At 48.6% G+C, this 15,768-nt stretch carries 12 protein-coding genes; all 12 read left to right on the top strand.

Translation table 11 applies throughout. The features are described 5' to 3' along the window. Positions 1-39 precede the first annotated feature (39 nt). Complete coding sequence (locus tag PWYN_RS05560; protein ID WP_036653350.1) at positions 40-1,212, top strand: amidase; 1,173 nt, start codon at positions 40-42, stop codon at positions 1,210-1,212. Positions 1,213-1,809: 597 nt separating this feature from the next. Continuing rightward, positions 1,810-3,291: a PucR family transcriptional regulator gene (locus tag PWYN_RS05555; RefSeq protein WP_240479691.1), complete on the top strand. Its 1,482-nt coding sequence runs from the start codon at positions 1,810-1,812 to the stop codon at positions 3,289-3,291. Positions 3,292-3,414: 123 nt separating this feature from the next. After that, positions 3,415-4,476, top strand: coding sequence for an XdhC family protein (locus tag PWYN_RS05550; RefSeq protein WP_052087780.1), 1,062 nt, complete (start codon positions 3,415-3,417; stop codon positions 4,474-4,476). Further along, positions 4,364-4,987 (top strand): NTP transferase domain-containing protein, encoded by a 624-nt coding sequence (locus PWYN_RS05545; RefSeq protein ID WP_036649299.1) that lies wholly within the window; start codon positions 4,364-4,366, stop codon positions 4,985-4,987. Before PWYN_RS05550 ends, PWYN_RS05545 begins: the two co-directional genes overlap by 113 nt. Positions 4,988-5,205: 218 nt before the next feature. Next, complete coding sequence (locus PWYN_RS05540) at positions 5,206-6,369, top strand: BMP family ABC transporter substrate-binding protein (RefSeq protein ID WP_036649296.1); 1,164 nt, start codon at positions 5,206-5,208, stop codon at positions 6,367-6,369. A 114-nt stretch (positions 6,370-6,483) separates the two neighbouring features. Then, positions 6,484-8,016, top strand: coding sequence for an ABC transporter ATP-binding protein (locus PWYN_RS05535; protein ID WP_036649294.1), 1,533 nt, complete (start codon positions 6,484-6,486; stop codon positions 8,014-8,016). A gap of 5 nt (positions 8,017-8,021) precedes the next feature. Then, positions 8,022-9,131, top strand: a complete 1,110-nt coding sequence (locus PWYN_RS05530) for an ABC transporter permease (RefSeq protein ID WP_036653345.1) — start codon at positions 8,022-8,024, stop codon at positions 9,129-9,131. A gap of 48 nt (positions 9,132-9,179) precedes the next feature. After that, the gene (locus PWYN_RS05525) at positions 9,180-10,109 is read left to right on the top strand and encodes an ABC transporter permease (RefSeq protein ID WP_036649292.1); all 930 of its coding nucleotides are present in this window, start codon (positions 9,180-9,182) and stop codon (positions 10,107-10,109) included. Positions 10,110-10,140: 31 nt separating this feature from the next. Beyond that, positions 10,141-11,037: an FAD binding domain-containing protein gene (locus PWYN_RS05520; protein WP_052087778.1), complete on the top strand. Its 897-nt coding sequence runs from the start codon at positions 10,141-10,143 to the stop codon at positions 11,035-11,037. 314 nt (positions 11,038-11,351) lie between these two features. Further along, on the top strand, positions 11,352-12,797 hold the full coding sequence (locus PWYN_RS05515) for a transposase (RefSeq protein WP_036647382.1): 1,446 nt from the start codon (positions 11,352-11,354) through the stop codon (positions 12,795-12,797). Positions 12,798-12,949: 152 nt separating this feature from the next. After that, positions 12,950-15,253 carry a xanthine dehydrogenase subunit D gene (gene pucD, locus PWYN_RS05510; RefSeq protein ID WP_036649290.1) on the top strand — a complete coding sequence of 768 codons (2,304 nt, stop codon included), beginning with the start codon at positions 12,950-12,952 and terminating at the stop codon, positions 15,251-15,253. Positions 15,254-15,260: 7 nt separating this feature from the next. Then, positions 15,261-15,767 carry a (2Fe-2S)-binding protein gene (locus PWYN_RS05505; protein ID WP_036653340.1) on the top strand — a complete coding sequence of 169 codons (507 nt, stop codon included), beginning with the start codon at positions 15,261-15,263 and terminating at the stop codon, positions 15,765-15,767. Position 15,768 lies beyond the last annotated feature (1 nt).

Raw genomic sequence — 15,768 nt, 5'->3', positions numbered from 1 at the left:
CACGAAAAAGCATTTAGCCTAGGGGGTGTAATGATGGTTCTGGATAATCGCTATGGTGCGTTTATAGACCCGATGTTGGAGGTGATGCCCCTAGGATACGGGCCGCTTGAGGGTCTTAGCTTCACAGTGAAGGATGTGTTCGCCGTTGCCGGTCACACCTCATCCGCGGGTAATCCGGACTGGTCCCGGACGCATTCAGCCTCTACTTATCATGCAGCCGCAGTTCGAAGTCTGCTGGTGGCTGGTGCTTCTTTGAAAGGAGCGGCGCTTACGGATGAGTTGATGTACAGTTTGGGAGGAGAGAACTACCATTACGGTACTCCCGTGAACCCTCATGCATCTGGGTGTATTCCAGGTGGATCGTCTAGCGGTTCTGCTGTGGCAGTAGCCTCTGGGAGTGTTGATTTTGCACTTGGAACAGATACCGGGGGGTCCATTCGTGTGCCTTCTTCCTACTGTGGAGTTTATGGGTTTCGTCCCTCTCATGGAGCGGTGGATATGAAGGGCGTCATTCCACTTTCACCGGGGTTTGATACCGTAGGGTGGATGGCAGGGCATGCAGAACTATTGCACAAAGTGGGTAAGATTCTTTTGCCGATGGGGAAGGAACCTAATAAAAATACTATAGATCATATTTATATCGCTACTGATGCATGGACTCTAGTTGAAAAGGAAAGTGAGATAAAGCTTTCTAACGCTCTAAGCCGTCTGCAATCGGGTGCAGGCCGTGCTTTGGACATCGAAATAGCTCCGGAAGGACTTAAAGTGTGGATGGATGTGTTCCGAGAGCTACAGGGGCGTGAGATTTGGGCAACCCATGGGGAATGGATTGAGCAGGAACGGCCTGAGTTCGGACCGGATATTGCTGACCGGTTCGCCTGGGCTTCTAGTCTGGATTCAAAGGATCTTACCTTTGCACAACAGACTAGGGAGGGGATTTCATCCCGTCTGCGTCAACTGCTGGGAGAGTCGGGCTGTTTTGTAATACCGACCGTTCCGGGTCCTGCTCCGCTGCGCGGCGGGGATTCCCGGCAGCTTGAGCGGAATCGGAGTGGGGCGATGATGCTGTGCTGCATTGCCGGGTTGGCCGGCCTGCCGCAGGTTACCCTTCCTGTGACCGGGGAGGATGGTCTGCCGCTTGGCATATCTATTATTGGAGGTTATGGGCAGGATTTGCGTCTGTTGTCGTGGATTAAAGAAGTCTGGGGCTAGCTTTAGCTGCACTCTGTACAACTAAAATACCTCTATATGGCTGAATTACAAAAGTAACTGCACTTTATACAGCTATTTGGAGCGAAGTGGGCTGAGAATGGACTATTGGGAGGATTTAGTTGCAGAAAGTGCAGTTAAGTTCATTGGGATGAGGGAAATTACTGAAATAAGTGTACTAAGTACACTTATCTTCAACAAGCGTCTGAGGATAAGATTTGTGATTAGCAACCAGCAGCCGTAGGGTCTAAAGGGGAGGTTGCTTTCGCAGCCATGGTGGCTAAATAAATCGGAACGTCTCTAAGAGGTCATACCATCCATCCCCACCCCAGACTCGATTTAGTAGTTAAGGTAAGGACCGCTCCTCGGGACGGTCTTTTTTGATACTCTGATTCATGATATTTATCAAGTGAATTTGTTATAGCATTACAGGATAAATAGGTATGAAAACTTAATTTTTTGTGTCTTATGTAATATTACCTGACGCAAGTAAGTGGTATTTTTCATATTCCTCTATTCAAGAAGGTTCATTTTCTCTATAATGTTACATAAAGTAACATATATACAGGAAAGATAATGGGTTTGAAAAGGAGGGGTGGCATGCATCTTACGGTTGAAGAGGCATTATCCATTTATCCTCTATCAGAAGCAAAGCTTATAGCGGGGGCCAGAGGTAAACACCGAATTGTTAAATCCATCAATGTGATGGATGCCCCGGACATTTCTGATTGGATTAAGGAAGGCGAAATGCTGCTGACAACAGCTTATTTAATTAAAGATAACCTGGAAGAAGCGTCGGCTTTGCTTCACACCTTGAACCGCCGAGGATCGGCGGGACTTGGTATCAAGCTAGGACGTTTCTGGGATGCCGTTCCGGAAGCACTGATCACAGAGGCGGAGCTGTTAGGTTTCCCGTTGATTGAGCTGCCTTTTCAATTCACCTTCTCCGATCAAATGAACGGTTTGTTTCGAGCGGAGCTTACACGGAGCAACAATGCCTTGCAGACGGTAATGGAGAAACAAAGAAAGCTGATGCGATTTGCTCTTCGTTCGAGCCGGAGCCAACCGCTATTGGATTCCATCTCTGAGGTGATGGGGCATTCACTCGCGGTAATTAACTCCCGGGGAGCCGTTCTCTACAATAACTCACAGTTCCCGGAATCCCAACTGCTGACGAACTGGCCATGGATTAACCGGAGCCAGCGCATTCGTATCGGTGAAGGGGCGGGTTTTCGAGTTCCTCTTTTACAAGGGGAGGAATGCCTCGGGTATCTGCTGTATTTCGATATTGACCCGCTGCTGCTTCCCGTTGAAGAGAGCTTATTTGTTCAAGGGGCCGAACTGATTTCTTTCCATATTCAAACAGGGTACGAAAGTTCCTTCGAGCCTGATTCACAGAGGGAATTCAGCGCTCTGCTCAAACGTTGCTTGAACGGGGGGTTCTCTAGTGCGGAACTGGCACAAGCAGCCGCCAAGCTGGATATTGAGCTTCTTCAATCGCCTTTTCAGCTTTTGTTAACAGATGTGTCGAGCTTGGGGGAATCCCGGAAGGGTGAGCTGTATCACTTGAAAGAAGAGTATATGGAGGATCCACTGTTGCAGGAAATGAAGGGGATACATGTTCTTGTAGATGAAGGGTTGCTATCGATTTATCCAGTGGATAAATACAACCCTGCGAAATTACAGGCCATCATAAGCGAATGTTTTCAAAAGCTGAAGTATGAACCTGGTTATTATCCAAAAGCGGCTATTAGCAGCCGTAAGGCTAAGGCCGAAGGTCTAAAAGAAGCTTTTGCTGAAGTTAAGGAGTGTCTAAGTAAACCCCAGTATTGGGGAGTGAATGAGCATGTTGTCCATTATCGGCAGCTTGAAATTACTCTGATGCTCCAGCAAATTCCTTCGGAATTCATGATTAAGTACTGCAATAGAAGCCTTGGAAGCCTGCTCTGCCGGGAACCAGAGTATGTCCGTGAGATGCTGCATACGCTGGAGGTCTATATAGAGAATGACGGTCATATCAACGAAACGGCCAAAAAACTATTTATCCACCGGAATACGGCAACCTACGGATTGAGAAGCTAAGCGAACTGCTGGATGTTGATTTCAAAAAAATTAATGATCTGTTGCGGGAAGCTCGTGTTCATGTTCCGCGGGATGCTGGAGAAGGATTGAAGCAAATAGCAACAACCGAAGGAGGGGTTGCTCATGGATATACACGATATCGTTATGCACATCAAGAACAATGACTCCCCTGCTGTATTGGCTTCTCTAATTGGAGTAGAGGGGCATTCGTATCGCAAAGCCGGTGCGGTCATGCTGTTTGTTGAAAATGGGTCAATGGGCAGTCTTAGTCCAGGGTGTCTGGAAAGTGATTTACAGCTGCGGACTTCTGATATTTGGGCATCGGGTCAACCGGAAATTGTAGAGTACGATATGCTGTCTCCGGATGACTTTTCTTGGGGAGAAGCGGTGGGCTGCGGCGGCAAAATTAAAGTGGTGCTTGAACCGGTTAAGGGAGAACTGAAGCAGATCCTTCTGGTTGCAAATGAACGGATGGCAAGGGGGGAAAGTCTGATTCTGCTCCGCGAATTAACCTCAGAGGGTGGGTACTCCTACGAGTTGGAACCGGGTATGATTGCTCGACCTGGACCGCATACAGATTCCAGTGCTTTTAGCACGTTGCTGCAACCTAAGCCGCGACTGGTGATTTTTGGTGGAGGCCATGATGCGGGACCTATTGCTGCTCTGGCGGCCAAAGTGGGGTTCCGAATTGCTATCGCCGATTGGCGGGAAGGCGCCCTGACGAATGAATTCCCCGGTGCGGAAAGAGTGATTTGTCCCCCTGTAGAGGCAGCTTCCCGTCTGGGAGTTAGTTGTGTGGATTATGTGCTCATATGCAGCCACCAGTTCCAGAGAGACCGATATTTTTTAGAAGGAGTGCTGCCGCTTGATCCGCATTATATCGGAGTTATCGGGTCTGCCGTGCGTATAAATCTGCTTCTTGAAGGGCTTGAAGTTCCTCCTTCATTGCATGCTCCGGTAGGCATATCCATTGGCGGGGAAGGACCGGAGGAAATTGCAGTAAGTATTGTTGCTGAGATGATTCAAATTAGAAGGGCAGGCTCGCGTAAACTAGCCAAAGGAGGGGACCACTTTGAAAGTAGCAGGTATCTACCTAGCAGCAGGACAAAGCAGACGAATGGGAGTCTCCAAGGTTTCTTTGAAGCTGTCCCAGGAGATTTCACTAGGGAGCGTCGCGCTCAGTGAGCTTGACCGCTGTAATCTGTCACCGCTGGTCGTTGTGGTACGCGCCGATGACACGCTGGCGTGGCTGCCGCCCGCTGTCCATAAGCAGGAAAGGTTGCGTATTGAGACATGCTTAACCGCCCATCTGGGATTGTCCTTTTCGTTGCGCTGCGGACTTAATGCTGTACTGCCTACACAACCTGATGCTGTTATTGTTGCACTTGCCGATCAACCCTTTATCACGACAGGACTTATTAATCGTCTGATCGACACTTTTGAGAATTCTCCGGGATTAGACTTTGTGGCCAGCACTCATAAGGGAGCGGGTATGCCTCCAGCACTCTTCTCCAAAGCATTGTTTCCAGTATTGCAGAGTTTGGACGGGGATCGGGGGGCATCCAGCATACTGCGCTCACCGGATTATAAAGGGGTAGTGCTGGAGGTCGATTCCGCACATTATTTCATGGATGCAGACACACATGAAGAGTTCGGGGATATTGTTAGACATTGGAGTCAGATAAACGGGAATTAGGTCGAATGGTAGAAGTTATTTTTCAATATGTTAGGTAATATCACATTTTTTAAGTATATTCACACTCATATAAGGCATCATGCACAGAAAAACTCCTATTTTTCGTAAAATAAAACAAACGTATGTTATATAAATTTACGTAATGCTCGGGCGTAAGTATAGTAGAGATACATTATTGGCTAAAGCCAAAATTGCTATAACCTTGGAGGAGGAGAATTATGAAAAAAAGGGGTCAGTCATTCTCGCTTAGCTTACTGCTAATGCTGGTATTGGCAGTAGTTCTAGCAGGATGTGGAAGTAATAATGCCGCATCGACAAATGCAACAAATGCACCGGCAACAAACGCAGGTACAACGGGGGAAACAGCAGCCACAACAGAACCGGCTACGGAGAAACCTAAGGTGGCTTTCGTTTATATCGGGCCTCCGGGGGACGGCGGTTATACGTATCAACATGATCAAGGCCGTCTTTATATGGAAAAGGAACTTGGAATTAAAGCAGACTTTGTAGAGAACGTTCCAGAGAGCGCCGATGCGGAACGTATCATCACAGAGCTTGCGCAATCTCATGACATTGTATTTACAACAAGCTTCGGATATATGGATTTCACCCTTAATGTGGCAGGAAAATTCCCTAATGTGAAATTCCTTCATGCTTCCGGTTACAAAACAGCGGAGAACATGGGAACTTACTTCGGTAAAAACTATCAAGCCAGTTATCTTTCCGGGATTGCCGCAGGAAAAATGACGAAGAACAATCAGCTGGGTTATGTTGGGGCGTTCCCGATTAGTGAAGTTATCTATAACCTTAATGCCTTTACACTAGGTGCACAAAGCGTAAACCCGGATGTTAAAGTCAGTGTGGTATGGACCAACACTTGGTATGACCCTACGACAGAACGTCAAGCCGCAATCAGCTTGCTGGATAAAGGGGCGGATGTATTGATGGCTTACCAGGATTCGCCGGCCACGCTTCAGGCTGCAGCGGAACGCGGTGCTTTTGCTGGAGGAAATGACTCGGATATGGGTAAATACGCACCGGATAATTATTTGACAAATCCAGTTTGGAACTGGGGTCCGTATTACGTAAAAGCTGTTAAATCGGTTATGGATGGAACCTGGACGAATGAACAGTACTCCGGTGACATGGCCGACGGAATGGTTGAGCTTGCGCCTTTCGGCAGCAAGGTTCCTGAAGATGTGAAGACACTCGTGGAAGCGGCTAAGGCCAAGATCATTAGCGGTGAGCTGGATGTATTCACAGGACCGATTACGGATAACAAAGATGCCGTGAAAGTGCAAGAGGGTCAAAAGCTAACACTTGAAGAAGTGCTGGGGATGAATTGGCTCGTAAAAGGTGTAGAGGGAACTATTCCTAACTAAAGAGAATTTCTCTAAATATTATAGCTTTCACGCACAACTTAATGGGTGGGGCGGGTTCTATTACAGAACCTTCCCCACCCGTACTATAACTATAAGGAAAGGAGGCGTTCCACGATGCTGGACCATTCAGTAGAGATGCGGGGTATAGTGAAAAAATTCGGTCCGGTGACCGCGAGCGATCAAGTCGATTTTTCAGCAAATGCGGGTGAGATTCATGCGCTGCTTGGTGAGAATGGGGCAGGGAAAAGCACGGTCATGAGCATGCTGTCGGGTGTATACAGAGCGGATGAAGGAGAGATCCTCATACATGGAAGAACAGCGAAAATCCGTTCCCCGAAAGACGCTGCCTTACTTGGCGTTGGCATGGTATATCAAAACTTCAGACTGGTGCAAAGCCTCACGGCAGCGGAAAACATCGTGCTTGGCGAAAAGTCGTCTTTCTGGCGCGGAAGTAAATGGATGAATAAAAAGCATGAGGAAATTGAGGCGTTGGCGGAGCATTTTGGCCTGAAATTCCATGTGGACCGCCCGATATGGCAGTTGTCTGTCGGAGAACAACAGCGTGTGGAGATCGTCAAGACACTGTACCGCGGTGCAGATATTATTATTCTGGATGAGCCGACTTCAGTCCTGACTCCCGGAGAAGCAGAGCAGCTCTTTAACACTCTGCAGGTTATGAAGCAAGAGGGCAAAACCGTTATCATGACGACTCATAAAATGAAAGAGGTCATGGCCTCCTCGGATCGCATCTCTGTTATGCGTAAAGGCAAAATGATTGCCACACTGGTGACGGCCGATACGGATGAATTAGAGTTGGCACGATTGATGGTAGGCAGAGAGGTTACGATCAGCCGCCAAGAGAGGGAAGCAACAGATGGGTGTCCTTTGCTGATTGTTAAGGATCTTGATGTCTATGCCGATCATGGACGTAAGGCGCTTGACGGCTTGTCACTAAGTGTACGTGAAGGAGAAATTGTCGGCGTTGCGGGTGTAGCCGGTAATGGACAGAAGGAACTTGCGGAGGTATTAACAGGGCTACGAACTTGGAAGAATGGTGAGATAACCTTTGACGGTAGTTCAGTGAAGTCGGCTTCTGTACGCGGTGCTATCGACGCAGGGATATCCCATGTTCCGGAGAATCGGATGAAAAGCGGATTAGCCGGACGGCTTGGCTCCGTCGATAATCTCTTATTCAAATCCTATCGTAGCGAGGATCACTCCAAGTTTGGTTTCCTTAAGGCAGGAAAAAACCGCTCCTGGTCCGAGGAACTTGTAAGAAGATTTAATGTAAAGACCCCTGAACTGGATACTCCCGTGCAGCAGTTGTCTGGCGGAAATCAACAGAAGCTGCTCTTTGCCAGAGAAGTTAGTCATCAGCCTAAGTTGATGGTAGCTGTACATCCTACTCAAGGGCTGGATGTAGCCGCAGCGGCAGGTGTTCATGACCTGCTTATGGAGCTGCGGGGAACGGGAAGCGGCGTTCTGCTCATTTCGGAGGATTTGGATGAGCTTCTACAGTTATCTGACCGTATTTTGGTTATTTATAACGGTTCAATTATTGGTGAGGAAACACATGATAACGCAGATCGAGAGACCATCGGGTTGCTGATGGCAGGAATACAGGGCAGAGAGGGGAGCGTCGTATGAGCCGGATAAATGGAAGTAATACTGCAGCAGTGCTTGAACCTTCTCCATTAAAGACTGGCAAGCGCCCTTCACTGCGTCTGGAATACGATTCAAGCCGTACCCGTTCACCTTGGTGGACACCGGTCCTCTCTGTATTTCTAGCATTGGTGTTTTGTGCCATATTCATTGCTGCTAACGGAATGAGTCCATTTACTGTATATGAAAAAATGTTCCGCGGTGCATTTGGCACCTCCTACGGCTTCACAGAAACACTGGTAAAGGCGATACCCTTGCTGCTATGCGGACTGGGTATCTCAGTAGCTTACCGGATATCGGTATGGAATATCGGAGCCGAGGGACAGCTTACGGTTGGAGCCATGGCGGCTACGGCTGTGACGATTTATTGTCCCGATCTTTCTTCATTTTGGTCCATCCTGTTGATGCTCATATTCGGTTTCGCTGCGGGAGCCCTCTGGGGGTTAATGACGGCTGTTCCCAGAACACATTTTGGAGTCAATGAGCTTATTACTTCATTAATGCTGAATTATGTAGCATTGCTGGCACTTGATTATGTAGTATTCGGACCTTGGAAAGACCCCAAAGGTTTTAACTTCCCCGGTTCGCCCATGTTTACCGCAGCGCAATCACTGCCCGTACTGGGTAGTACTCGGCTCCATATCGGACTTATATTCGGTCTCGTTGCTGTAGTTATCTATTACTTAATGATCCGGTTTACCCGTTGGGGTTATGAATTGAAGCTAATTGGAGCCAATCCGATAGCTGCCCGTTATGCAGGTATTCATATTAAACGGCATATTATTATCGTAATGCTAATCAGCGGCGGTCTGGCAGGAATCGCTGGGATGGCTGAGGTGTCCGGTGTCACCCATAAATTAATGCAAGGTATCTCTCCAGGTTACGGATATACGGCAATTATTGTGGCATGGCTTGCAAAGCTGAACCCGGTGGGGCTTATTGTTACTTCCATCCTGTTCGGGGGTCTCATCGTCGGGGGTTTCAGTGTACAAACCATAGGATTACCTTCGTCTATTTCGGAAATGCTGCAGGGCTCCATCCTGTTTTTCCTGATTGCCGGGGATATGATTCACCGATTCCGCATTCGCCGGAGCGCATAATTAAGGAAGGGCTATCCTATATGGATAGCTCGAAGGAGGGGTTATAGAATGGACTTTACTACTCAGTTATTAATAGCAGCGATTTCAGCAGGGACTCCGCTCCTTCTGGCTACGCTAGGCGGAATATTGAATGAACGAGCCGGAATCATCCAGCTTGGCGCCGAGGGGCTGATGCTGATGGGTGCGGTGACCACCTGTATTGTTTACATTCGCACCGGCAATCTGGCTGTTGCATTACTGGCAACGGTAGCCGTCACGGCTGTATTAGGCTTGTTGCATTCCTTCCTGTGTGTCACGCTTCGAGCGAATCAGACAATGTCGGGTCTTGCGATGACCTTATTCGGGAGCGGGCTAAGTGCTTATCTTGGTAAGCCAATCAGCGGTATACCACTGCCGGGACCCTTACCTAAGCTGCACTTGGGTTGGTTGGAGCCCGTTCCGGTTATTGGGAATATATTTGCTAACATGGATTATTTGACATGGTTCAGTCTAGTCCTGGTGCTTGTTCTTCATCTACTGATTCATCGAACATCCTGGGGGCTCCATTTGCGGGCCGTTGGAGATAGCCCGGCTACCGCAGATGTGATGGGTATTCGTGTACAACTGATTCGATACAGCTATGTGATCGTAGGTGCCATGCTAATCGGCCTTGCGGGTGCAGATATGGTATTGGCCTATGCACCAACCTGGAACGAAGGTCTAACTGCCGGGCGCGGTTGGATTGCTGTAGGGCTTGTTATATTTGCTAGATGGAATCCGCTAAGAGCGCTGTTCTGTGCTTATTTCTTCGGAGCGCTGGATTCACTCGGTTTCCGTATTCAGTTGCTTGGCAGTGTGGTTCCATCGTATTTTCTCAAAATGATTCCCTATCTCGTGACTATATTGGTGCTGATGTATTTGGGCTACCGCAATCGCAATAAGCCTTCCGGCACACCGGAGGCATTGGGTGTTCCCTATATACGGGAACAAAGGTTTTAATAGAATGCCTGCTGGAGAGGAGGTAGTTCCTATGGGAGCGCTAAGGGATGAAGGATTGCTTGGGCAGCCCGGCTTACATCAGCCGCATAGCCTGCACGAGGCTTGGGAGTTGAAATCAGCTCTGGGGAACAGCGCTCTATATGTCTCCGGTGGCACACTCCTGCGAACGCAATGGGATGCCGGGACCGTAGCGATGCCCCATCAGCTAATCGATCTCCGGGGTGTTGAGGGTATCGGAGAGATCCGTTCAACAGAATATTATCTAACGCTGGGTGCTCTTGCTAAATTGTCACAGTGCCGTAAGAACATATACTTACAGTCCGCGGCTTCGGCAGTTTCATCTGCGGTAAAGGGGATAGCTGCCCCGGCGGTTCGGAATTTGGCCACACTTGGAGGAAATATCGCCTCGGGGTTTGGGGACATCCTTCCTGCATTACTTGTATATGATGCCGAGATGGTTACCTATGACGGTGAAGTTCTGAATGCTCAGCCCTTGATCGAATGGCTGAACAGCCGATGGGAAGGGGCGGGATCGACTATGGATATCATTGCTGAGGTCCGTATTCCTTTAACTAAGGCGAGTGAGAAGGAATCATGCAAAGTGGAGGTTTACCACAAGGTTGGCCGAAGAGAAGCTTTTACTCCATCACTCGTAACCGTGGCGTTAACCGCTTCAATGGATTCTTCGCATCGGATAAGCAGAGTACGGCTTGCGGCAGGCGGAGGATCGGGTCGGCCGCAGCGGCTTATCACCGCTGAAGCTATGCTAGAAGGCAATACGTACGATGAAAGACTGCTCCCTCTTGTATATGAAGCCGTTGTAAATGACTTTGAAACCTATAGCGATCCATTTGCTTCAGAGGCATACAAGAAAAAAACCGCAGGGAACCTGATCGTATCTGAGCTGTGGAAGGCTTTTGAAGTGTAGAAGGTATGCTTCCAGTTGCACTTTATACACTTATTTCGAGCTAACATCCACCTTTTAGGCTTTTAATTGTATTTCGTACATCTATAAAAGGCGAATTGGCACTTTTCCACACAAATATGGAGAAATAGCTGCATTAACTACAACTAAATGTGTAGTTTGGTTTCTAGCAAGGATTATAGTTGCACTTTTGAGTCAATTTCATAATTCAAAACCCTTGATGTATAAGGGATTTTGAGCACACAAAAAAGGAGTACCTACCCAATTTCTCGAAGTTTAAGTTACCACACCAAAACGAGAGAAAGAAGGAGGACCCCATGTATAGTATACAACAAGAAGAGCTATTCTCCATGGAAGATTTAATGAACATGCAAGCTGAACCCAAATGTGTGGCAGTACTGGACTATCTCCCGATGAATACGATTCTACGTGCAATTAACAAACGTACGGTGCGGGGACGGCCTGAAGAACTCAATACTCGGGCGATGATTTACTCTTTAGTGATTGGCAAAATGGAGCGTATCCCTTCGGTGAAAGATATCATTCGACGCTTGCATGACAATGAGTCCTTTCGAAAACGTTGCCGGTTTACGGAATCCGATCGAATTCCAAGTGGTCCCGCCTACTCACGACTTACAACAAAACTGCACCAGTGTGGGGTGCTGAATAACGTGATGGACCAGATTGTTGAGCAGGCGATTGCGGAGGGGTTTATTTCTGGCGAAACACTTGCGGTGGATTCTTCTCATTTGGAGGCTTGGGATTGTCATCCGAAAATAAAAGAACAAACGAAACCCAGAAAGGCAGCAAAACCCCAAAAAGCAGCCAAAGCCCTACTTAAAGAAAAACAGCCCGCCCCAATACCCGAAAAACCAGAAAAACCCAAACGGAATAAACGTGGACGGGTACCTCAAACGGAAAAGGCGGCTTGGGAAGAACAAATGGCGGCATACGAAGCATCCTTAACCATCTTCGAGAAAAAAGTAGCAGAAATGCTGGACGTCAGCTACGATGAACTGCTGGCTCAGATGCCCCAGTATCCCAGTACCGGTGGCAAAGGCGACCCCCGGGGAAATGGTCGGATGATGTACTGGTACGGATATAAAGCGAATCTGCTCGTAGACACGCAAAGTCAATTTATAGTCAGCAGTTTGTTTAGTTCTGGGCATGTATCGGACCAGCGACTGGCTATTGTTTTACTGAAAGGGTTGGAGCAAAAATTTCCTCAATTAACGGTGAAGTATGTGCTTGCAGACAAAGGGTATGATTCTGGAGCGGTCTACCAGCAGGCTCGAAGGAATGGAGCCTATGCGTTAATTCCGATGATTCAGCACGCGAAAGAAGTGCCCGAGGGCCAGGATGAAGAAGGCCGTCCGATTTGTAAACAAGGGCATCTCTACAGTTACGATAGCTTTGATGAAAAATATGGAACACTAAAATACACAAGTCCCAAAGAATGTAAAACCTGTACGTTTAGCGACAAAGGTTGCCAGAAAGTACACAAAATTCGAATCGAAACAGACCTTCGCCGGTATACAGCACCGGCGCGTGGAAGTAGCAAGTTTAAGAAGTTATTTAAGAAGCGAACAGCGATTGAACGCGTATTTGCCTACTTGAAGCTTTATTTCAATATGGGGGGTAGCCGTCAGTTAAACACACGTTCCAGGGTGGATTTCGAACTTAGTTGTCTCACCTACAACTTGTGTAAGTATGCACTTGAAAAGCTAAACCAAGAGATCTCAAAAAAGAAGCAAATCGCCTAATTTTTAAAAATAGAATATATGCTTTTGGAGTACTGCAGCTTTAATTCACAGGGCATTATGAAATTGACTCCTTTTTGCAATTAAAAAAAACCGCTGCAACGAAGTTCTGTTCTCACACGATTGTTTGCCCACCACGAGAGGAGAGAGGGAAAATGCTGCTGAATAAGGAATCCAGCGGAATCCGCTGGCGTACAAGGCCCGACGGACAGGGTAAGGTATCCGGCAAGCTGCAGTATTTGACCGACATGAGCGCGGAAGGGATGTTAGTCGGACGTGTGCTTCGCAGTCATCAGGCGCATGCGCGTATTCTTTCTATTCATACCGAGAAGGCTCTGAGCGTTCCGGGTGTGCATGCTGTTATCACACATGAGGATGTGCCTGGACTTAACGGTTTCGGTATTGCGCTTCCCCACCAACCGGTGTTTTGCAGTGAGCGAGTGCGATATACCGGGGATGCGATTGCGGCTGTAGCGGCAGACACGGATGAAATTGCGGAGTATGCTCTGTCTCTAATTGATGTGGTTTATGAACCCCTCCATCTGCTCGATGACCCTGAAGAGGCCATGAAGGAAGGGGCAATCCTGTTGCATGCTGAGGGTAATGTGCTGCATCACACCGAATATCGCAAGGGGCAGCCGCAGATTGCCTTCGAGGAGTGTACTCATGTCGTGGAGGAGACTTATTGGACCCCTCGTCAAATGCATACCTATATGGAGACGGAAGGCGGATTATTTATCCCTGAAAGTAATGGGCGGCTAACAGTCTATTCTGCTACCCAGCACGGATTGATGGACCGCAAGCAGCTATCCCGAATTCTGGCTATCCCGGAGGAGGAAATACGTGTGATTTCCAGTCCGATCGGCGGTTCCTTCGGAGGGAAAGACGAGCTTAATGTACAACCGTATGGAGCTTTGCTCGCCCTTAGGACCCGGCGTCCGGTCCGACTTCATAACTCTCGTGCGGAATCTATACGTGCCGGACTTAAGCGCCATCCTATGAAAATTACGATGAAGACGGGCTGCAATCAATCAGGTAAGATCATTGCCCATCAGGTAAGAATTATTTCAGATACGGGGGCTTATGCCACGCTTGGTGCAGAAGTCCTTAATTTTGCCACTGAGCATGTAATGGGCCCTTATCTAATCGAACATGTGGATGTTGAAGGCTTTGCCGTATACACCAATAACGGTGTGTCCGGTGAGTTTCGCGGCTTTGGCGGGAATCAGGCAATCTTTGCGCTGGAGGGGCAGATCGACCGGATGGCGGAGTTGTTGACGATAGAACCCTGGGAGATGCGCCGCAGGAATTTGCGGCAATACGGGGATCTTGGACCTCTGGGGCAGGAAATTGCCCAGACAGACGGGGCCATGCAGGTATGGGAAGCTTTGGCGGCTTCCCCGCTTATGGCAGGAGTCACTCCCCAAGAAGAGGGGAGCGATGATAATAGGACGACTGCCGAACCGTGGATTGTAACCGGAACAGGAGCTGCCATCGCTATGCATGGCGCAGGTCTGGGTTACGGTATTCCCGACCCTGCGGGCGGGAGACTCCTGCTGGCCCTTGACGGCAAAATCGAAGCCGTATTCGGCTACGAGGAATTTGGTCAAGGGCTAATTGCAACGATGGAGCAGATGCTGATCGAGCAATACGGATTCGCCGCTGAGGATTTAAGAATTGTAATCGGGGATACCGATGTGGTTCCGGACAGCGGCTCAAGCACGGCTTCCCGGGCAACAAGCATGATGTGGATGGCGCTTAGACGGCTGCATCCGGACTTTACGGCCCGACTTCTTGAAGCAGCGGCTGCTGCTTTGACCGATTGCACGATGGACGATTTAAGGATCGGTCCTGGAGGCATTTGGAAGAAGAATGGAGAAATGCTGCTTGCTTACACGGAGTTGGTACGTAGTATTTCGGCTCCTATTGTCAGTGAAACCAAGTTTAACTATCCCACGACAACCTTTGACAGGATAGGTGCCCACTTTTTGTATACCTACTCAGCCATTGCTGTGAAAGTGGCGGTCAATTTGTTAACCGGACGTGTTCGGGTAACCGATCAGTATCACGCAGTGGCTGCAGGTCCTGTTGCAAATCCGCAAGGTTATCTTGGACAAATCGAAGGTGGCAGCAGCATGGCTATCGGCTTCACTTTATCGGAGGACGCTATGATGTCGGGCGGCAGCTATATAACCAAAAACCTCGATACTTATCTAGTCCCTACCATTGCAGATATGAACGGCAGCATTCAGGTACAGCCGATTGAGGATTTGCCGGAGCATGATACTTACGGTCCCCGCGGTATCGGTGAGGTCGGTTCAGTCAATTTGGCACCTGCTGTTGCCTCGGCAGTATTTCAGGCAGTACGTAAACGGGTAAACCGACTGCCAATCGATCCCGAATGGCTGCAGGCTACGCCGTTTATTCCGCAAAAGGCGGTGAACTCACATGCCCAATAATTATAAAATGGACAGCAATGAAGACGAAAAGCTAGAGTCATCCGATTCTGTTTTCACACTTGAATGCAGTGTTAACGGACACTCAATCTCCACAGAAGTACCACCTACACGCAGGCTTCTTAATGTGCTGCGTGAAGATTTAGAACTGACGGGTACGAAACGTGCCTGTGAACTGGGGCGCTGCGGCGCCTGTATGGTACTGATTGATGGTCACCCGGTCAATGCCTGTCTCACGATGGCTTACCAATGCAGTGGTGCAGAGATTACAACGATTGAAGGATTGAGTGAATCGGGCTTGCATCCGGTTCAGCAAGCGTTTTTGGAGGAAGGCGGCTTCCAGTGCGGCTATTGCACACCGGGTATGGTGATCTCGGTTGTTGCGCTACTAGCTGAGAACCCGAAGCCTACGCAGGAAGATGTTGAGGAGGCTTTATCCGGCAATTTATGCCGTTGTACGGGGTACGGAGGCATTATGCGTGCAGTAAACAAAGCTATTGAAAGAGGGGTGAGCTGAA

This window comes from Paenibacillus wynnii (genome assembly GCF_000757885.1).
GTDB classification, from domain to species: domain Bacteria; phylum Bacillota; class Bacilli; order Paenibacillales; family Paenibacillaceae; genus Paenibacillus_AQ; species Paenibacillus_AQ wynnii.
This window is presented reverse-complemented; position numbering and strand designations above follow the sequence as displayed.